A 20,541-nucleotide genomic window follows, 5' to 3' on the forward strand; every position below is an offset into this window, starting at 1 on the left:
ATAGAAGTCTTTTCTAAAAGATCGGAATCAACTCGAATAGTGTGAGTATAAGATAGGACCGAAAGCAGTAATGAGAAGAGTCAAACTCAGAACAATGATCGGGATAATGATATGTTCATGACGAGCAAAGAATCCTTTGGATTCCAAACTCGGATCTTCCACCAACTGTTCTCTCACGACATGTTTGGTCAGCAAATGATTCAATGCCACCGGAGGAGTCAGATATCCTAACTCGAAAGATACAAGAGCAGTCATCCAGAAATTCAGAGGATGAATCCCGTTTATTTTCGCGATCGGATACAATGTTACTGAAACTAGGATCACCGCACCGTATGGATCCATAAGCATCCCAATAATGACTAACGCGAAAGTCAGGATAAGCATCGCCGAGAAAGGAGAACCCAAATGAGTCGGGAATAGATTGATGACTTCCGATCTCTCGAAAACCCCACCCATACAAGCCGACAATCCCATCAGAAGAAGAAGCGCACCCAAGTGAGATCCTGCATCGTATGATGTATGAGAGAGATGTACTTCTTCTACAGGAGCTTCTCCGTTCTTTAATTTTTCTTTCTTAGAGATCTTATAATCGATAGAAAGAAGCGCTAACATCGCAATCGGCAAGATATAAGGAGCAGTGTGCTCGTCGAAATGAGTTCCGAGTCCCAAAACGATCGCAAGCACGATCACGATCGAAATGAAGAGATAAATTCCGAAAGACTTAAATGCTTGGTATGTCTGGCCTAAGGCTCCGGATTGCGGACGAATCTTCCAAGATTCAGTGCGAGTAAACCAGCTTACGATCAGAAAGAAGGTAGAAGATACAGCAAACACTCTCCAACCCCAATAGAATAATTCGTCTGTGGTAACATCCAAATTCAAAGAGGCAACGATAACTACAAGCAAGCACGGAGGAAGAACAACTCCCAAACTACCCGACATAGCGGTAGCGGCTAACGCTCTTTCTTGAGTCGCTCCTGCTCTTCTCAATTCCTTGAATACTGTCGCTCCTAAGGCAAGAACCACAATCCCAGAAGCACCACTATACGCAGTAGGAAGAGCCGCAACCACAACAATGATCACAGCCAAAAGCTCTGAAGGAAGATTCCAAGGCTTCAGTAGGTCAAAGAATCTTCGACCGAGAGAAGTATCCCTAAGTAGGATCCCTGTCCAAACATACAAACCGATCTGGATATATAGAGTCGCATGTGCTGTCAGCTTCTGAAGATAGATCGCAAGTCCAGCAGGGTGATGTTCGAATACAAAGAAATACAATCCGCAAACGATCGCCATCCAGCAATACAGAGGCATGCAAAGAAGCGCATTAGAGAATTTTGTATTCTGTTTCCCTTCTCCAGGCTTAAAAACAGGATTCTTTAAATTATAGAAATTTAATCCGGACAATAGTGCGAGTCCCGCGATCCATAGAACCTGGATCTGAGCCTCCACTCCTTTCTGTAAAGGATACATGAATGCAGAAGAGACCAAAACGATCGTATTCGCCACGATCTGACTGATCTCTGTGATCTTCTCTTCTTTCGAGTTTTCCGGATTTCGAAGAGCAATATGATATCTTCTAGTAGTAGAGACTGTTCCTGCGACCAGAAGTAGGACCACCATTGTCATCGGAATATAATCGATTGCGGAGATAGTCAGCCAGGATAACCTTCTCTCTACTCCGCAATATGTTAATTGTGCCCAAGTTAAAGTAGTTGCGAGCTGCGCTAACTCTAGTTGAGTGGAACTCGGACCTGAGTTCTTAGCAGCCTCTTTAGAAGAAGTGTCTTCACCAAGACCAAGCCCTTCCAAGGCTGCCATATCTTCGTCGCTTACTTCTGCCTTGGTTTCAGTAGCAGCGCTTGGATCCGCAACGCATACGTTTCGGATCATTGCATAATTAGGCCAAATACTTCCCCCAAGACCGAGTAGTCTTGCTTGGATGAGTTGGCTTCCGCTCTGGACAAGCGGAACGAAAAGAAAGAATAAGACCGCCCAGGAAACGATTTTTCTCCACATACGAATAACCTCTGGAATCTGCGATTGATTGAATTCAGACGGGAAAGAATTTCCCGCCTTTTATTTGTTTATCTTTGGAATTTATTCAAGATTGTCCGAGCACTCTGCGGCTTCTTTATCCGCATTGCAACGAACACGTTTCATTAACTTCAGGATAGCAGGATGATACACCTTCTTATCTCTGAGTCTGGTCCTTACTTCTCTAAACTTTTCGAAGTAATTCTTTTGTAGATCCTTAGGAACCTCGAGCCAGAACTTAGCAGGAATCTCTTGCTCCGCCTTCTTAGTTAAAGAGAGCATTGCATCGAACTGAGTTGCAGCCCAAGCTCTAGAGGTATTTCCGAAACCTTCTGTGAAGTCCTTATGACGGGCCACAATCTGGAAAGTCAATTGACCGATTGGAAAGCGAACAATCCCACCATTCGGAGAAATTCCCTTCATAAGCTCAAGAGGTTTGATCCCGATTGCAGGAGAATAACAAGCATCTGCTCTTCCGTTATTGAAAATACCTGCAAAGGTCGCAATCTCCGCCGGAACCATAGAAGCTCCTACAATGTCCACCATCGTAGTCGCAGCCTGATCGTAGGTCAAAGTTGCAATCTTTCTTCCCGCCAAATCCTTGATATCTTTCAAGTTCTTATCTCTCAAAAGAAGATAGACAGCTCCACCAGGGAACATAGCGACGGTTTCATAATCCCCATCCACATTCAGCTTTCTTGCTTGAGGGCTTGCTAATAGCTCTATGGTCTTATGAAGAAGTTCGTAGCTTGGAAGTGCTCCGATCGCCTCGATAGAACCGGAAGCATGAACATAACCTCTTACTCTCAAAGAAGTCAAGAATGCAAGATGGCATTTGCCTGCTTTGAAATCGGAGTTTGCTACCACTTCATCGGTATAAGCCTTCAGATCCAAACGGATTCCCCAGCTCAACGCTTGGGCTTGGTATCTTTGAGCGGCTTTATACACGTCTCCGTGAGCGCCGGATGGATCGAATACGCACATGGATCTGTCCACGGTTTCCGCGGCTTGCACCGGACGGTTGCCAGCAGAAATTCCGAGTGCCAGAATGATTGCCATTATTTTGAGAAAGCTCTTCATATCTTTTTTTCTCCTTAGGGTTCTTATATTTTCATTTGCCATCCAAGAACCTTGCTCAAAGATCTTTTAAAAGATCGTCTTCTTCTTTTGTGTTTTTCTTTTTATTGCCGGGAAATGAGGAGAAATTGATCGGACCTCTATGACCCGTCTCTTTCATCCAAATCTTATCAGACTCGTGCCTAGATAAGTTTTCTGCAAACGCTTCCAAGAATAAATATTCTTTCTTAGAAGGATGCTGTATTACAGATTTAGAATGTTCTAATATAAGCTTCTTCATCTTTTCGGTGTCGCCCTTTCCGGCCACCGCCTGGATCTGAAAGGCTCTCGCCAATCGAACGCCTACTTGATCCCCTAATTTGACAGCCTCGTCCATTTGCTTGAACGGATCCTTTCCCTCCGGAGTCGCACCGGGGACAGATAGCCAAACGACTGCTTCTAATGCCAGAGGAGTTCCCCACCATTTCTTAGGATCCAAACATTTAGAAGCTTGGACTACTACGCTTGGCACATCTCTTGTGATCCCTGCGTATCCTTGTGAAGCAAAATCATGTAGAATAGCCAAAAGACCAGAAGAAAGACCGACTAAGAAATACAATTCTTCGTCTTCGCTCATAGAAGGACATTTGCCCTTCCACTCTCCAAAATGTTGCAAGAATCGATTGTACGAGTCCCCGTATCTTTTCGCTGCAATCCCGTGAAAGCGGATCTGTCTTGCTTGGTTATCCAAGGCCTCGTCCCCTCTACCCTTACGAACAGCAGCAATATATAATAATTCAGCCTCTTGCGCATTTCTTTCCGCGCATACTCCGGCTCCCATTTGAGCAACCATAGTCGCCAATTCCACAGAAGCACCGGCTCTTTCAAAGGAAGCAACCAGAGGTCCAAGTGCAGTCCCGCCCTGGCAAATCGCATCCAAATCGTCGGAAGCCAGATAATGAGGGACCAGATGGTCTTGTGCGTATGAGTTTAAGGTTCTTCCAGTAGCCCAATACACAACAGAACAGTTTGTCATGGTTATTGTAACAATCGTTACAAATAAAAGGATTCGTTTATTCATTTTGGTCGGAACTTAATTTTTACTTAGAATTTTGGGGGATTCTGGAAGAAGCTACCGAAGTCGATTCCTTCGTCCAATATTTTTTTTCTAATGACCGTTTTATTTTATGGTGCGGTGTTTCTAAAACCATCTCAGTTCACGGGAGAGATTACCCGGATTTTTTCGATCAAAGAAACAGTTTCTTGGTCCGGTTCTATGCCGAGTTCCTTCTTCAGGATCTTTTTCATGTCCTCGAATTTACGCAATGCTTCGTTCTTTCTATCCAAAAGCTGCAAGGATTCGAAGTGGAATCTCCATGCTCTTTCATCCAGATCATCTAATCGGATCCAACTTTCGGAATCGGACAATAGCGCCCCTGCATCTCCCGATTTTTGGGAAAATTCGCAGAGACTCTTGTAGATCTCTATCAAATTCTTTCTTAAATATTCGCGTTTTAGCTCGGATTCGGGGAAGTATAGATCGAATTCGAAGAAATCTCCCTTATACAATTCCTGCGCAGAGCGGTATGCAGTGATCGCTTCTTCTTCTTTTTTATTGCGAAGAAGCTTTCCTGCCTTCTCATACTCTCTTTCAAATTCTACAAAGTCCGCTTCTACTAGTTCAGGATGAAAATACAATCTGTCTTCTGCGAATACGACTGCTTCCGGATTGCCGAGTATCTTACGAAGTCTAAAGAGTAACGCGTGTAAGCTGTTGAGAGCATTCTTCTCCGACATTCCTGGCCATAAATTTTCTAGAAGTTCTTCTTTATGAATTCCCTTGCCGTAACGGACCAGAAGCAATTTGATCAGCTTCAATAATTTCTTCTTACTGGAATATTCGGCTGCTGAGATCTTCTTGCCGTCTAGATCCAATTCCAAAGGCCCGAGCACCTTCACTCTTAGCTTCTTAGAATTTTGAGTCTTAGCAACCTTAACGATTTTCTCGTCTCTCAGCTCGGACGCATCTCCCCTATCTTGGCCTGCAAAATTGGAAGTCCCCGGCTTAGTTAGCCATTTGGAAATGGATTCTTTGAACTCTATTCGTACTTCCCTCTCCGACTTGTTTACGGTTAAGAAGCTATCCACAGAGAACATTAGGACGAGAAAACTAAAATGAGATGTATAAGGAATCGGAAGTATATCGTTCGCAACCAATATATCCACGATCACACTTCCGAAGAAGAGAATTAGTCCGTAGAGAAGGAAGCGATTCCTAAAACGATTTTTTAAGAACTGAGTGGTTACCTTAATAAGAGTCCAGATGATCATCAATATCCCTGAAAGATAGGTATATTGCATGATGATAGGCTGATCCGTTTCATAGATCACGATTCCCAATGCAGGAAATATCCGAGGATGAGATACACTCATCGTATATGCATTCGGATCATGAATGAGAAGTCCCGCTAAGAGAATATTTAAGAATACAAAGAGAAGAATGAAGTCCTTGCTAAAGATCCTTTTATAGTTATTCACAAATAGAGCAATGGAAGTCGCAAAGATCGGCACTGCAACGTTTTCCATTCTCTCCCATACAAGAGCTCTCTCTGGATTTTCCGTATTGATGGTTTGAGTGAAGCAGAATAAGTAAGCACCGTACGTAACTTGCAATAGAGCAAAGTAAAGCAGGTATGCTTGCTTTCTGTTCTTAAAATATAAAACTAAATTATGAAACGTACGGTAGACTAGAACCGTCACGACCAAATAGCAAGAGAGCTGGTAGTACGTCATATACGCCTTTCGTTTCCTATCTTATCCCGATTCCTGCAACCCATTTATGAAAACGGAATAAAATTTATGACTACTCGCTCACTATTTTTATCTGCGAGTCTTGAGAAGCAGCAATATCGCATATTTTAAAAGATTGTAAAGCACGTTCTAACGATTATTAACAAATAACGAATGCCGTTCGATGAGAAATGAAAAACTTCATCACTCAGCTTCTTCTTCACATAAAAAAAAACCGAAAGGCAAATCCCTTTCGGTCATTTCGATTGCGAGGTTTTTCGAAATAGCTAGGAGTCTTTAAGGGCAGACTATTAAAGAAGAAGGATCAACTAATGCGTCTCCCACGAATCTCATTCCACCCAATAGATAAGGATCCGATACCTGAGGAGTATTCAAGGTAAAGAACTGAACCTTATCGCTTTTCGCACTGATTGCACAAGCAGTGGAAAGATTCAAAGGACTAGATGTTGCCGCAGCATTTCTCAATTTAGGGAATGTGATGGTAGGAGGCATCGGTATCTCTTTCATGATACTGTTCACCATCGGGATCACAAGAGTGGTCACCAAAGGTGAGATCACAGATTTAATTCCTTCCGGATCCAATCCGAACGGATTGTAAGTGGATCCTTCTAACACTTCTACTGCATAATCTAAATTATTAGTTGGATCCAAGATCACTTGTAACGCGTTCAAGTTAGCAAGGTTCGGATTATTTGTAGGATTAGAGAAAGTCTTAAAGCGGAAATCTGCATCTGCTGAAAAACTAATCCTTACAGTTCCTAATGTTTGTTGGTAACCGTTCGCTCTAGTATCTGCTTGGCAATCCGTAAGATCATCGTCGGTAAGTCCGCTGCAAGATGCAGGCTTCTTAGCAACGATCTGCAATTGCATTTCTGTAAAGAAGAGTCTCATCTTAGGAACTCCCGAAGAAGTCATCGGTTTGAATTTCACATTCGGAGCCATGATCGGAGACATTACCATGTCTATATCATCATAAGACTTCACTGGAGGAGCGATCTGATTAGAAGCATTCAGTCCTTGCAGCTTATTTCTTCCTGGCACAAGGATTGTAACCAAAGGAGAAGCCTTCAAGAAAGAAGTAGTAAGAGCGAATAACGGATCTGCTCCGGCAAACGCGTTCATTCCATCTATAAATGCTTTGTTGAGTACGATATCCAATCCCCTTCTCTTCCAAAGATGGAAAGCTGCTTGAGAGATCGTATCAGTGTGCATGGAGATCAAAAAGCCAGGATTCGCGGCGGACTGGCTAAACTGATATGTGGATGGAGGAGGACTCGCAGCGGTCCAAGTGCGAGTGGTTACCATTCCTGTTTTTCCAGATTGGGTTCTTAATCCTGCTGCAGGACTATAGGAACTCGTAAACGCAAAATCCAAAGAAGTCACGAGTCCTTTGTTCGTACCATCATGCTTCAGAGTAGCATCCGTGTTGAGCTTGAACTTTACAGTAAGCGGGAAATTTCCAAGAGGAGCAGGAAGATAATCCGGCAGAGTGATGGTCACACCAGTGTCTCTCAAGTCAGAGATCACTGAGTTCAACACGTTCGGAGCGATACGAGTTACGATATCCTTCAACATGTATTGAGTGATGATCTGTTTCACAAGAGGAACGGTAGTGCCTGCCATATCTTGGATGGATTGGCTCCCTACGATCGCAGAGACAACATCTCCGAACTGCTCGCTTCCTCCCAGGTAAGTCATTGGAGAAGTCCACATAAAGTCGGAAGTATTCTCTCCCGGATATAGATTCGCCATAGGCAAATGATTCGGGTTGGACCAAGGAAGAACGAAGAAGTTATTCGTATTAGAAAGAATATCGGCAGTGCTTGGATTATCCGGGAAGTATGTATCGTTGATCCCGAAAGGAGTCCTCACACTCATATTGATCAGACCGGCAGAAGTCACACTTAGAGTATTTCTTGCTCGAGCCGTTGCCAAACGAGGTTTGGACAACTGCACATTATTCCAGTCGTAGCCACTTCCGTTCAATGCACCTTCTACCGCAGGATCCCAGTTTAGTTTTGCTGTGGTGGTAAAGACGAGTAACGCTCCCGGTCCCATGAATGTTCCGAACCAGTCTTCGAACCTGGAAACCACGAGTAGATCTACTTCCACATAACGGGACTTCAAATCCAGACCTAGTCCAGGAGCAACGGCGCCAGCACCAGGATTGACTTTTAGATCCGCTTGCACGTTTCCTAATTTTGTTCCTACACCAGCGGAACAACCGTAAGTAGAATTCGTAGAACCACATTTTACGAAAGAAGGAAGTCTCATGTCGGTTACATACACATCCATGTTCACTGCAGAACTTCCGTTAGCGATCCCTTGGTCCGTGATGTTTAGAGTAGCACTGTATTTGGAGAACGGCCCTGGTGAGATAGCGGAAACATCACCGAACGTTTTGAAACAAGCGATCCAGCTGACTGCATTGTCGATATCCACAGTATCATCACACATACTGCTGATCTTTCCTTTCGGACGACCGAAAGGTGCAAATACTGTAGAAGTGTAACCGTCATATTGTTTTGCTACAGTAGGATAATGACAAAGACTCCAATTCGGATCTCCCCAGTGAGTGATTGCCTGGCACTTGGCCTGGTTCCCCGCCTGACAAGCGTTATAGTCTGTCCAGTTCCAAGAAGAATTTGGAGCATAAGGAGCACCATTATCATTCGGGCCTCCGTTATCCGTAGGTCCGCATTGAGAAGGTCTTACGTAGCAATACCCTCTTCCTTCCGCTCCCGGTTTGGAACCGAACACTGAAATGTACTGATAATTCTGAAAAGTACTGAGGTTATTATTTCCCGACATCAAACCATCGGGCTTTATACATGCCTCCCCGATTGTCCAAGCGCCGTTTTCATACATCTTCTTCTTAGGATAATCAGGCATGCCTAATAGGAATTCTTGGAATGTGCGAGGAACGCCAGTGCTATCCAGGATCTTGAAAGCTCCTGTAGTATATTTTTGGATTGCCTTACCTAAGAAAGGAAGCATCTGTGCTTCATCCATCACACCGTTTGCAACATAAGGAAGAACGTTATCCGCGTTTTCTAATCTTCCATAGTTGAAGCTGAAATATTTTCGGGAGATCTTTCCGTTTGCGGTTTGGATCTCGTAATAATATGTATTTCCACCAACTGTAGGAGCAATCGAAGAAGTACTCAAATTCAAAGTGATCGCAGCACTCATAGAGCAAGGAGGAGAAGCGCAAATCTGTTCGTAATTCGTAGAACTAACTTTTTTGAGAACGATGGATTGGATATAATTCTCTCCCGAAACAGGATTCACGAAAGAAGAAGAAAGCTGAAGAGCCGCCGATTGATCAAAAGTCATATCGTTTGTGCCGTTCAGAGCGTACAGGCTTCCTTGGGTAATCTTATTCGTTAAACTATAATCCGCGCTAGTTCTAAAGGATACAGTATAAGTCTGTAGAGGAATTCCTGCTAATGTAGGAGCATCAGAAGTGATGGTAAGAGTATAAGTCTCTGCAGGTTTCAACTCTCTATAAGGATTGAAACGTAGTTTTTGACTACTCATCCAATAGAATTCTCCTCCTGGAGTCGGCCCAGCAAGATTTCCAGAAGTCCCAGCAATCGAGAAATTCGCTTCCGTAAGAGACTTGTTCATCGGCTCTGAAAAGCGGATCTCCAATTCCTTATATCGATCCACGTTATCAAGTGAGTTGATATACAATATTGCCTGAGGAGTGGTAGAACCGAAATCTGTAGGAAGAGTGGCAACATCATTGTCCACACTGTTATAAGGCGGTTGCATGTTGGGATCCACACCGAACGCCTTTCCTCCAGAGAAAAATCCAAGATCGAAGATATCCGAGAAATCGAATCCTCCTATCTTAGCTCCCTTACAATCGAAGAGGCCAATCATTAAGAGAAGAAGGAGCAAAAACTCTGTTCCTCTCTTGATGCTCGAATTCACCTCGCTTTTTCCCTCTCCGATATTCGAAGAAAACGGTTTTCTATTTTTCTGACTCATTTCCAATCCTCGATGTATCTCTTTTAAAAAACTTCTCTTCATCATTCTCACCGGGTGAAAATCGTGACGAACCTATCCCAATAGGTGTCAGAATTTTCATCCTTATTAAACCTGTCGTAAAAAACGAATCCGTCAGGGAATTGCTTCCTTCCAGTTTCTGTAAGATCCGCAAAGATACCCATGAGCACTCCTGCGGTGTATATTAAGGAAGTATTATCTTCTTTAGTAGTCTGGATCATTTTCGACATCAAGAGTCGTTTTGTATCACTAAAGATCGCCTTGATGGAATACGGAGTCTTCATGTCTGTCTCTAAGTAAGAATAGAATTCTCCGGTCTTGACGACTCCCATCAGTACTCCGACCACGCTTCTTGCATTGGGAGCAGAAACGGAAGCGAGATCCGCAGTATCTACACTTAATAAAGTCGTAAATAAGTAATCCTGAGTGTTTGTTGTGCCGTCTCTCAGTATGCTTCCGAGTAGATCGAGTATCGCAGACAATTGAGCATTTGTAGGAATATTGTCTATGATCATGTCCATAGAGAAATCGATGGTAGGAACAAGACTGTATACGGAAGCAGGATCAAAATAATCTCTGATACGGACTGCCCAATTCCCTAACCTGTCCCATTCAGGATCATAAATATTCGAGACTCTCGAATCAGGAAATGCTGCGAGCATATCCCGAACCTCTCCGATATAACCTTCTAAATTATATTGGATGGAAGTAGGACTCTCATTCGCGAGTTTGACTTCTCCTAGTAGATCCGCTATGGATTGAAAAGTTAAAAGAGCTCCACTCGCTCTCTCCGGTTTTCCCATTTCAGCGAGCATTTGTACGAATACGGAAAGAAGATCCGTGCGAGACATTAGATTGAGTAAACCGTCTTGGTATCTTCTATCGTTCTCCGCAAGAATGGATAAAGGAGAACGCACCGGCTTATTCGTAACTGGATCCAGATAACGGAAGTAATATTCTTCAGGACCTGCGGAGTTACTTCTCACAGCAGAATCGGAGTTTACAATCTTTACCACATCGATCTGTCGATTTCCAGAACCTGTTTCTGTATCTGTGATCCTTGCAAGAAGAGGTCTAGTCAATGCAGCACTCAAACCGGTTAGTATCAGGAACGGATTCTTGTTCGTGCTAGGGCTTGCTTGGTCGTCCAAGGTCCAGGCCAAGGACAAGATCAAAGGAAGAAGTTTATTTCTTTGTCCCCAAGCATCTTCCACGGAGACTCCGTAAGAAACATTCGGACCGGAAGGAAGAACCTTGCTATCGGTGAGAAAGGAAAGTCTTTCCATGACCCCAAAGTTAGCCGCAATCGTTTGAGGGATCACACCGTAAGAAGAAGTAGGAGGATAAAAGATGCTATAGACCGAAGCATCTCCCAAGCTATTAAAAGTAAGAGAACCGCTACCGGAAGTTCCGTAATCCCAGGCCTCCAGATAGAACATACTGTCTCCCGGAATATCTGAATAATTTTCCTGAAGCACTGGGATCCCAGGTTGTCTGAAATTCGGTTGGGTAGAAGAAGCACATCCAGGTTTCAAGAATACATTCTTGAGTCTCCAAATCCCATTGATCTTATCCGTGCAATTGCTTCCGTCTTGTAGAATAGGAACAGCATTCATAAGGCCAGTCAGACCGTTTGCGATCAGAGTTACGTAAGCCGCCATCTTGTATGGAACTCCGGAACCCAAAGATGCTCTCAAAGGAATGACCGCTACCATTCTCTTCTCATGCAATAACCATTGGAAATTCTTATAGATGACTTCTTCGTCCGAATTTAAAGCTCTCTCGGTTGCATCGTCTTTTGCAATTTCCCAAACAGGAATGCTCCATCCCTTAATCCCGGAAGCATTTGAACCGGAAGAAACTTGGGTAAAGGAATTATTCGCATAATTCGCGTTAGCTTCTCTTCCCCCAGGCCCAACCCATTTACAAAGGCTTGTGCTGTTACAAGCACCATTGGAAGTATTGGAAACCTTGATCCTGTATTCGGAAGAAGTCCAACTATCCTTGTAGATCAGATCGGTTCCGGTAGAATCCCTGTATAATTTCCCGTCGATGGTATAGATGTTTCCATTTGAATCCACACGATTCTTATTGTAGTAAGGACCTCCCCCAGAGATCAAAACGGTGCGGATCAATTTCATGATGAATGGAATCGTCTTGGTATAAACCGGGTCGTTTGCAGCAGGGATGATACTCGGATCCGGAGCTTCCAAAAGAGTCAGAGTAGGAGTATTGATCCCTATGGAGAGTGCAGTAGGAGTAGTCGGATCCGCATTCTTAAAGACAGCTCCATCAGCAGAACTTTGGCTCATGAAAGATTTGATCCCAAGACTTCCAGTCATTGCGGACCCGAGAGAATAAATGCTATCTCCTACAGTCAGGATCCCGCCTGTCATAGGACCGCCATTCACGGAACCGTTCGGTTCCAATCTCATCATAGAAGTGTCTGCAGGATTCTCCCAACGAAATCCATAATTATCCGAAAGAGTGAGGATAAACATAAGAGATTCGAGTGCGGTGATAGGACTGCTACTTGTATCGGTAACGCGATCCCTTCCCAAAGAATCCATGCGGATCAATTCTTTCAAAGAGAAGTCGACTCCTGAAACAGCCGATGCAAAATCAAACTTTGCAAAATTCTTAGCCATCTCCAAGGAAAGGATCACATTCGGATCCGAGGTAAAATCCCCTCCTCTACCAAGCATGGGTCGAAGATAACGGAATGCTTCCGTGAGAATAGAGGCGAATTCTGCCGGATAAGTCGAGTCTCTATAATCTGCAAAGGCGGGATCTGAATAGATCTCTCCTCCATTCGTATAATATTTTTCTAAATTAACTACTAGATTCTTTAGAACTGTTTCGGATGACTTAGCATCACTGAAGCCTGCCCTCTGCCGGAAAGATTTTCCAACTGCAGAGATGAGTTGGATGATCTTTTCTTTCATCACTCTATCGGCGATCATACTCGGATCCACCATTCCCTGCAAGAGACCGTTGATTGCCGCTTTAGCATTCGCATTCTGATTGATCGCCTTATCCAGAACATCCTCGAGTTCCGTGAACAAGACCTTAATTTCAGGATCTTTTAATATAGAAGAAAGTTCTTCGAACTTAGTCTTCATTGCGTCCTTGGAATAAGTCGCATACATATACTTCAAAGCATCTTGGCTGAGAGGAGAAAGATTTCTTAAAACTGGTTTGTTATATACTCTCAAACGCTCCAACCAGGACTGAAGAGTATCGAAAGCAGAATTAGGAGCATTGTCGATCCGGTCCAAAAGAGTATGAACACGGACCAAGGATTGGCGAACATGAGCCTGAGGCTTTAAGAGAAGATCGCCTGAAACTCTTAAGAAGCCTACAATATCCTCTCGGTACGGAATAGTCATAGAGGACTCGAGCCTGTCGTTAAAGTAAACCGGCTGCAGACTGTTAAAGCCTGCTTTTATAGAATGATAATCATCGAAAATATTAAATAAGCGGACACCATGATAATCGATATTGTCTGAAAACGTATCTGCTGATGTTTTATCGTCATGAGGCTGGCAGCCGAACGCCAAACAAAACGCCAATAGAATATAGATTTGTTTTCTGATCATCTTTTAGCTAGTCCTACCCGGTTTTCCCGAAGGTGGGAACAGCATAGCGATCGCTACATAAAGTATTCTTATATCAGGCTTATATTTCTAAGGGTTTGAGAAAAAAATAAGAGAAGGTTACAAAAAAGTTTTCCGCACCTGGAGAGTCAGTTTTTGTATACCAATTGTTATCTTAAAACACCACAGGTCCCAAAAAAGTCTCAATCTATCTTTTGGGACCTGGGACTAAGGTTCAACCTTTGCATTTGTATTTCAGATTCGTTGAATCCAGAAATTCAAATCGGGAATTTCCTTTTTAGAACAATTGTTATATACAATTTATTCTAGATTTCGTTCTATCGTAAAATTTTGATCTGTTGGATGTCGAAGTGCCTACAAAAAATTTCCAATTCCAAGCCCATCCAAATGCATGAGGGAATTCTTGACAGAGAGGTTTGCTCCTAAAATCTCCCTGCCATGCCCAATGCCGGACTGATAAGTCAAAGTTACGACAATACAAATCCTTGGTTCTTACTCTTTTGGGGAATCACACAGTTCGGAGCAGCACTCGGAATTCTAATGTCCTTGGGCCAATTGGTCATGGAAAAGAAGTCCTCTTTGAACCGACTCTTAGCCCTTCTATTCTTCCAAATGGGAATATTGCAAGTGAGCTTCCTACTACTAGTTTCCGGAAAATACATGGAGTTTCCCAGGATTTCCTTGACGGAATTCCCTTTGATAGCCTCGACTGGACCGATTTTGTTCGGAATACATAGAGTCAGTCAGGACAAGGATTCAGAAAGAAGCCCATTTTTAGGACTTTCCGGGAAGCATCTGGTACTACCGGGCCTTGTTTGGATTACGTATCTGGCGGCCATCCTGATTCTTCCTACCGAGTACATGATAGGTAGGATCTCTCAATTCATGACCCAAACCGGATGGGGAGAAGGAGAAATCCTACTCGTAATTCCACTTCTCAACCTCGGATTCTATATCTGGCTGATTCTAAGAGGGAGCTGGGACTTATTTAGGTGGGAGATCCTACAAGAAGAATGGACCGCTCGCATCCTTTTATTCATGGTCCTGGCAACCTTTGCGAACATGGCCTTTGGTGGGATCTTCTTGGCATTCAAATCCTCACTCTCCCTACTCGCCTGTTCCTCTATGATGGGGCTTAGCCTTTGTCTCGCGTATTTGATCGGTCATAAGCGCCCCGCCTTCTTCCAGACTTTACAGGAAGTGAGCGAGGCAACTCGCCAGAAATATGCACGTTCCCTTCTTCTGGGAGTAAACCGAGACGCCTTAAGAGAAAGCTTGAAACAACTCATGGAAAGAGACAAGCTCTATCGGGATGAGGAACTCACCCTGGCGGATCTTGCGGATGAGCTCGCTCTTTCCACACACCAGGTCTCGGAACTGATCAACCAAGAATTGGGAATCAACTTCTCCGCATTCGTAAATGATTATAGGATCCAAGAAGCCTGCGAGCTTCTCCAGAAGGAACCGGATCGTTCCGTCTTGGACATTGCATTTGCTGTGGGCTTTGCTACCAAGTCCTCATTCCACAGAGCCTTTCAAAAACATACCGGCAAGACTCCTTCCCAATTCAGAGGAAGCGAGTCTGTTTGATACCAAACTTTAGAGGTTCTTCTCCGCTGCCAGGGTAGATGTTTATAGAATGGGACAGGTTTCCTGGTGGCGTTCGATCAATTGGGACGACGGATCCGGAAATCTTTCGTAAGATAAATCATCTGAAAACAAACGGAGGAAACCAATGATCGCCGTCGCAGAAAAACAGACTCATCAGGTTCCAACCAAACTCTATCAAAGACTTTCTTCTAAAGAAAGAAGCAAGCGGATCATGAAATGGATTCGCTTTCGCGACAAGAAGTTGCGTCAAAAATTCGGATTCTTAAAGCACCAAGATGCTCTTGGTCTTGCGATTACTCTAGGCTCCGCTGCGGGTATGATCCTTTTCGGAAGTTTATACATTGCGGGAATAATCCCTGCTTGGACTTGCATCGTGGCAAACGGGGTTCTTGCTTCTATCTTGCATGAAGTGGAACACGACCTTATCCACAATCTCTATTATAAGGACAATCTTAAGGTTCAAAATTTCATGTTTTGGACCGTATGGATCTTTCGAGGAAATACGGTAAGCCCTTGGTATAGAAGAATGATCCATACTCTTCACCATAAGGTTTCCGGTCACAAGGAAGATATAGAAGAGCGCCTCATCGGAAATGGAATGAGATTCGGCCTGAAAAGATTCATTACCATGCTGGATGGGAATATGTCCTTCTTATTCCAAGCTCATATTCTTAGAAGAGAAGCACCGAAGTTCAAGAGAAGTGAGATCACCAGATCCAGTTGGCCTTATCTTGTGATCTTCTATCATCTTTGGTACAACTTTCTGTTCATCAATTTATTTTATATTGGGAATGAACTCTTAGGAAAACCTGTAGAAGTTCCTGCTTGGTTGGATTCTATTCGTCATTTCCTGAATATTGCTGCGGTAGTTTATACCATCCCGAATTGGATCCGTCAGACTAGCATTCAAATCGTTTCTTCCAACATGCATTATTATGGGGATGTGAAGGGATTGTACGACCAAACGCAAGTATTGAATCGTTGGTTCTTATTTCCTCTTCATTTGTTCTGTTTCAATTTCGGAAGCACTCACGGCATCCACCATTTCGTGGTAAACCAACCATTCTATCTACGCCAAGCTGTGGCTCCCTTCGTTCATCCTGCGATGAAACGATATGGGATCCGTTTCAATGACTTCGGAAGTATCTTCCGAGGAAATCGACTTGGAAATCAGGACGCATTGCTCGCTTAAACATTCACCTCTACCTTGCCGGATTTAGACGAAAAAGAGATCTTTTCGTCTAAATCCTTCTCTTTGATCCTTGCGCTAATTATTACAAACTCTAGAATTTCAAGAATCGAGCTTAGGAATTTCTTTTCTTAAGCAATACCCATCTTAAACTGGACCTGCAAATGCAGGAAAATCGACTTAGAACGTATCTTGAATTTCAGCTTTCTCAGATACTGATCAGCGGAAACGTTCTATTCGCTCAACTTCTCTCATATTCCCCTTCTATGATCAATTGGGGAAGAACCCTATTCTCCTTTATTCTTCTTGGACTCGTTCTTTATATTCGCAAGCGGCCCTTCTTCTTTCCTACTAAAAAAGAAAACCTGATCTCACTAGCATTAGGAGTCGTCTTAGCGGTTCATTGGGTTACATTCTTCGCGTCGGCCCAGAAAGCAAATATTGCGATCGCAGTCTTGACTCTATTTACCCATCCTGTCTGGACTGTTTTACTCGAACCTTTATTCTTTCCATCCAGAGTAAAGGTATTGGATTTAGGAATGGCGCTTTTAGTCTTCTTCGGGATGTGGATCCTTGTTCCTAGTTTTGATCTCAATAATTCTTATATGATCGCAGTTAGTCTTGGACTCATTTCTTCTCTTTGCATGGCATTCCGAAATCTTCTAACGAAGAAGTATCTGTCAAGTCATGGCTCCACTCAAGTGATCTTTCATCAGACACTGGTGACTTGTTTTCTATTAAGTCCTGTTTTATTCTTCGAACCTATTTTTTCTACTACGAGAGATTGGAGCCTGATCATACTCTTGGGAGTTTTCTTAACTGCGATCGGACATACCTTCTATATCAAGGCAGTGTTCCGAATGAAGGTAAAGACAGCAGGACTTCTTTCGACTGTGCAGCCGGTGTATTCGGCAATCCTTGCCTGGTTGATTTTAGGAGAAGTCCCCAGAAAAGAAGAATTTATCGGCGGAGGATTTATTCTTCTCGCTGCTTGCATAGAAACATTGCGTTATCAGAAAAAGACGGAATAGTTCTATGCTCGCCTTAGTAGACGGTTCTGCCCCCTTCTTCTTAGAGTCTTCCAAGAGATCTCAAAACTGGTCCAAGGCACCTCTTTCTCATTTAGAAAAATCTTCTCTACCTTCCCGCAAGAAACATAAAAGAGTACGAGAATCTTTTTCTAAATATACCAAGCGAATTTCTAAATTAGGATTCAACGCGATTAGCCTAGATGAGTTTTGTTATTTGGCGAATTATAGTTTCTATCCCTTTCCTTTAGCGGAGAAGATACGCTCCTATCGAAAGAAATATAAGAAGCTATTTAAGATCGCTACCTCTCAAGGCCTCCAGATCTTTCTTACAAGCGATTTCTTTTCCGTAAACGAATTCATTTCCAAACATACGGGGAATGAACTGGGAAAGATCATAACACTTTTTGAAAGCGCATTAGAGGATGTATTCTCTACCTTTCCAGAAATCTCTGGAATCATTCTTAGGATAGGCGAATCGGATGGGGTGGATGTAACCGGCGACTTCAGAAGCAAACTCTTTCTCAAAACACCTGCAGAGGCGAATCGTTTTCTAAAAGAGATCCTGCCTGTCTTCGAAAAGCATAACAAAACTTTAATATTCAGGACCTGGACCTTAGGTGCTTACGAGATAGGAGACTTGATCTGGAATCCAAAAACCTATAAGAAAGTATTCCAAGGAATCGATAGTAAATCCTTTATCATTTCCTTAAAATACGGAGAAGGCGACTTCTTTAGGCATCTTTCCCTAAACCCTCTCTTTTTCGCGGACGAAAGACCTAAGCTACTGGAATTGCAAGCAAGAAGGGAATATGAAGGCTTCGGAGAATATCCTAGTTTCGTCGGTTGGCAATATGAGAATTATAGAAACCAACTCTTGGGAAAGGCGAATTTAGCAGGCATCAGCGTTTGGACCCAAACCGGCGGCTGGTCTTCCTTTCAGAATATTACGTTTTTAAAAGGTTCTTCTTATTGGAACGAATTGAATTCATTCGTATCCCTGAAACTATTCACGGAACCGAATTGGACTCTCGAAGATTGCCTCCAAAAATTTTATGGCAAGAAAGACTTAAACGATTTCATTCGCTTTCTTAGATTGAGCGATCTAGTGATCGAAAATCTTCTCTATGATCCTTGCTTTGCAAAGCAGAGCTTCTATGTTCATAGGGTCCGAATCCCAACCCTTTTGCATATTACCTGGGACAGAATCACAGTCTCGGATCCATTCAGATCGGTTTATTCTGTTTTGAACTCTACACCTTCCGAATCTATGCGCTTAGGAGAAGAAGCATTTTCTTCCTTAGAAGAAATGAAACGCATCTCCAAAAAATTGGATCTACCTTACGATTTTAGATTCCAGTCCAAAACATTCCGACTTATACTGAATTGCAGAAAGCTTCTTTATACGGAAGACGTGGCCTTATTTTTAGAAACGAAACGACTAGCGAAAGAATTCCATAAAAAGTATCCTAAAACGTTTCGCTTTCAGATCTCCAGGCCTAAGTCCAAGCCTTCTTTTGTTTCCGGCTTATTCTTGAAATTGTTTCTAAGAAGAAGAAGCAAGTACCGCCTCTTGGACAAGATCCTCTTCCATCCTATATTAAGAAAGATCTACTACCTGGTATTTTTAGGCATACGAAGCAGACTTCCGGATTTTATCAACAGACAAGGAATGCCGATCCGCGAATTACTCAGCTGAAATCGGATTGACGGATCTCTCCGGAAGATGGAAAATCCTTCCCATGTTCCCTTTTACCAATCGCATCCTGGCAATCCTTTTCGCAATTTTTCTAATATTCAATTGTTCCAGCTCGGATACAAAAGACTCCTCTACTTCCGGCGGATCCTCAGGAAATCAATCCTCTTCTGATACGAGCGCTTCTTCTCGTTCCGTAAATCTGGGAGACGAGTCCGAGGATGGAAATTGCGAAGCAGGCGATTGTGAGAACGGGAACGGAACTTATGTATATTCTACTGGAGACAAATACGTAGGCGGTTTTAAGAACGGACTTAGAGATGGTAGAGGAAAATTCGAATATAAGAACGGAGATAAATTCGAAGGAAGTTTTCAATCCGATCAGAAAGAAGGATCCGGAACTTATTCTTATTCCAATGGAACCTTGCTCCAAGGAAATTTTTCAGGCGGAGTCTTGAAAGGACCGGGAACAGTTACATTCTCCGATGGAAGTTCTCTCGAAGCAGAGTTCAAGGATAACGCAAACTCTAATCCAGGAAAATTCACTCGAGCAGATGGCTCGGAAGGCGAATGCTCTCTCCAGAACAAAGCGGTCTTCTGCTCCAAATAAAAGTTTTCATTAGAACAAAAGAACGCTCTCGTTTTCTCTAAAAAAAAAATTCAATGAGGAATTGGATAACCCAGTTCCTTATGGATCAATTCATAGACTTTATCATGAGTAGAATGATAGATCTCCTTAGAAGCACATTTTTCCTTTAAGAATTCGCGGACCTTTTGGTGATCCGGATACAGTCCGGCAACGTAATTGATCTCATGATCCTCATGACAGTTAAAAAGGTTCTTGTCCTTCGACATATCTCTGGCCATAATACTTTCCTATTCTAATTTCTTAATATAGAATCACTCTTCGGAATGGGAATGTCCTGCTTGATTCTCCCATTCTTTCGCCTGAGAAGGATCCACTCTTACCAAAGTATGGGTGATATCGAACTCTTCGCTCGCCCAATTCGGCATGGTTCGGATCTCCACTACTCTATACCAAACGGATCCAGGTTCCACTTGGAACAAATGGTTCACGCATAGACATTTAAACTTAAAGCCGAACCCGAACTCAGGCGGATTTACTGCATGAGGAGCCGCAAAGAAGTATAACTTTTCCTGAGTAGTATTCTTATATACCAATGAGAACTTTCTAGTTTCTCCCGCGCTCAATACCAATTGAGAGCCCTCAATCGGAGAAGATACGGGGATCTCGGAAAGGCTTGCTCCAGTTCCGGTATCCCATAGACGGACCGGTCTCTGGGAAGCAAGCTCATAGATCTCCATCTTACCGGGAAGTCCCTTGTACAACCAATTGATCCGAACAGGAACTCCTCCCTTCTTTCCCGAGAGATTTAAAGAGAAGGATTCATCGGAGCCTTCCTTCTTACAAAAAGAAAGAGAGAAAAAAGCTAGCAGAAGTATTAGAAATTTCCGATTTTGCAT

The 20,541-nt window shown here is 43.1% G+C and carries 13 protein-coding genes; 5 read left to right on the forward strand and 8 right to left on the reverse strand.

All coding sequences use genetic code 11. The features are described 5' to 3' along the window. Positions 1–27 precede the first annotated feature (27 nt). From EHO59_RS16245 to EHO59_RS16270, 6 genes are all read right to left on the reverse strand, one after another. A complete protein-coding gene (locus EHO59_RS16245; RefSeq protein WP_135589503.1) occupies positions 28–2,016 on the reverse strand; it encodes a TRAP transporter large permease subunit in 1,989 nt (662 codons plus the stop codon). Positions 2,017–2,097: 81 nt separating this feature from the next. Further along, positions 2,098–3,114, reverse strand: a complete 1,017-nt coding sequence (locus EHO59_RS16250; RefSeq protein WP_135589504.1) for a putative solute-binding protein — start codon at positions 3,112–3,114, stop codon at positions 2,098–2,100. Between the two features lie 55 nt (positions 3,115–3,169). Further along, positions 3,170–4,126 carry a hypothetical protein gene (locus EHO59_RS16255; protein WP_246052980.1) on the reverse strand — a complete coding sequence of 319 codons (957 nt, stop codon included), beginning with the start codon at positions 4,124–4,126 and terminating at the stop codon, positions 3,170–3,172. A 176-nt stretch (positions 4,127–4,302) separates the two neighbouring features. Beyond that, a complete protein-coding gene (locus EHO59_RS16260; protein WP_135589506.1) occupies positions 4,303–5,883 on the reverse strand; it encodes a BTAD domain-containing putative transcriptional regulator in 1,581 nt (526 codons plus the stop codon). A gap of 294 nt (positions 5,884–6,177) precedes the next feature. Further along, entirely contained in the window at positions 6,178–9,897 is a 3,720-nt protein-coding gene (locus EHO59_RS16265) for an Ig-like domain-containing domain (protein ID WP_246052982.1), read from the reverse strand. Positions 9,898–9,944: 47 nt separating this feature from the next. Further along, positions 9,945–13,514 (reverse strand): hypothetical protein, encoded by a 3,570-nt coding sequence (locus EHO59_RS16270; protein WP_135589507.1) that lies wholly within the window; start codon positions 13,512–13,514, stop codon positions 9,945–9,947. A gap of 456 nt (positions 13,515–13,970) precedes the next feature. Between EHO59_RS16270 and EHO59_RS16275 the strand changes: the two genes are divergently transcribed. From EHO59_RS16275 to EHO59_RS16295, 5 genes are all read left to right on the forward strand, one after another. Then, positions 13,971–15,122 (forward strand): helix-turn-helix domain-containing protein, encoded by a 1,152-nt coding sequence (locus tag EHO59_RS16275; RefSeq protein ID WP_135589508.1) that lies wholly within the window; start codon positions 13,971–13,973, stop codon positions 15,120–15,122. A 145-nt stretch (positions 15,123–15,267) separates the two neighbouring features. Next, on the forward strand, positions 15,268–16,335 hold the full coding sequence (locus EHO59_RS16280; RefSeq protein ID WP_135589509.1) for a fatty acid desaturase: 1,068 nt from the start codon (positions 15,268–15,270) through the stop codon (positions 16,333–16,335). 161 nt (positions 16,336–16,496) lie between these two features. After that, on the forward strand, positions 16,497–17,363 hold the full coding sequence (locus tag EHO59_RS16285; protein ID WP_135589510.1) for a DMT family transporter: 867 nt from the start codon (positions 16,497–16,499) through the stop codon (positions 17,361–17,363). Between the two features lie 4 nt (positions 17,364–17,367). Next, positions 17,368–19,059 carry a glycosyl hydrolase family 67 gene (locus EHO59_RS16290; protein ID WP_135589511.1) on the forward strand — a complete coding sequence of 564 codons (1,692 nt, stop codon included), beginning with the start codon at positions 17,368–17,370 and terminating at the stop codon, positions 19,057–19,059. 43 nt (positions 19,060–19,102) lie between these two features. Continuing rightward, a complete protein-coding gene (locus EHO59_RS16295; protein WP_135589512.1) occupies positions 19,103–19,666 on the forward strand; it encodes an MORN repeat-containing protein in 564 nt (187 codons plus the stop codon). 50 nt (positions 19,667–19,716) lie between these two features. Here EHO59_RS16295 and EHO59_RS16300 read toward each other — a convergent pair whose 3' ends face one another. Further along, positions 19,717–19,923, reverse strand: a complete 207-nt coding sequence (locus tag EHO59_RS16300) for a hypothetical protein (protein WP_167882127.1) — start codon at positions 19,921–19,923, stop codon at positions 19,717–19,719. Between the two features lie 33 nt (positions 19,924–19,956). Next, on the reverse strand, positions 19,957–20,541 hold the full coding sequence (lsa20, locus tag EHO59_RS16305) for an LIC11469 family lipoprotein adhesin Lsa20 (RefSeq protein ID WP_135589513.1): 585 nt from the start codon (positions 20,539–20,541) through the stop codon (positions 19,957–19,959).

The sequence above is a fragment of the Leptospira semungkisensis genome, from assembly GCF_004770055.1.
In the GTDB taxonomy this organism is placed as follows: domain Bacteria; phylum Spirochaetota; class Leptospiria; order Leptospirales; family Leptospiraceae; genus Leptospira_B; species Leptospira_B semungkisensis.

Coding starts and splice junctions, on each gene's coding strand:
- EHO59_RS16245 (WP_135589503.1), bottom strand. CDS start 2,016: ATGTGGAGAAAAATCGTTTCCTGGGCGGTCTTATTCTTTCTTTTCGTT.
- EHO59_RS16250 (WP_135589504.1), bottom strand. CDS start 3,114: ATGAAGAGCTTTCTCAAAATAATGGCAATCATTCTGGCACTCGGAATT.
- EHO59_RS16255 (WP_246052980.1), bottom strand. CDS start 4,126: ATGACAAACTGTTCTGTTGTGTATTGGGCTACTGGAAGAACCTTAAAC.
- EHO59_RS16260 (WP_135589506.1), bottom strand. CDS start 5,883: ATGACGTACTACCAGCTCTCTTGCTATTTGGTCGTGACGGTTCTAGTC.
- EHO59_RS16265 (WP_246052982.1), bottom strand. CDS start 9,897: ATGAGTCAGAAAAATAGAAAACCGTTTTCTTCGAATATCGGAGAGGGA.
- EHO59_RS16270 (WP_135589507.1), bottom strand. CDS start 13,514: ATGATCAGAAAACAAATCTATATTCTATTGGCGTTTTGTTTGGCGTTC.
- EHO59_RS16275 (WP_135589508.1), top strand. CDS start 13,971: ATGCCCAATGCCGGACTGATAAGTCAAAGTTACGACAATACAAATCCT.
- EHO59_RS16280 (WP_135589509.1), top strand. CDS start 15,268: ATGATCGCCGTCGCAGAAAAACAGACTCATCAGGTTCCAACCAAACTC.
- EHO59_RS16285 (WP_135589510.1), top strand. CDS start 16,497: ATGCAGGAAAATCGACTTAGAACGTATCTTGAATTTCAGCTTTCTCAG.
- EHO59_RS16290 (WP_135589511.1), top strand. CDS start 17,368: ATGCTCGCCTTAGTAGACGGTTCTGCCCCCTTCTTCTTAGAGTCTTCC.
- EHO59_RS16295 (WP_135589512.1), top strand. CDS start 19,103: ATGTTCCCTTTTACCAATCGCATCCTGGCAATCCTTTTCGCAATTTTT.
- EHO59_RS16300 (WP_167882127.1), bottom strand. CDS start 19,923: ATGGCCAGAGATATGTCGAAGGACAAGAACCTTTTTAACTGTCATGAG.
- lsa20 (WP_135589513.1), bottom strand. CDS start 20,541: ATGCAAAATCGGAAATTTCTAATACTTCTGCTAGCTTTTTTCTCTCTT.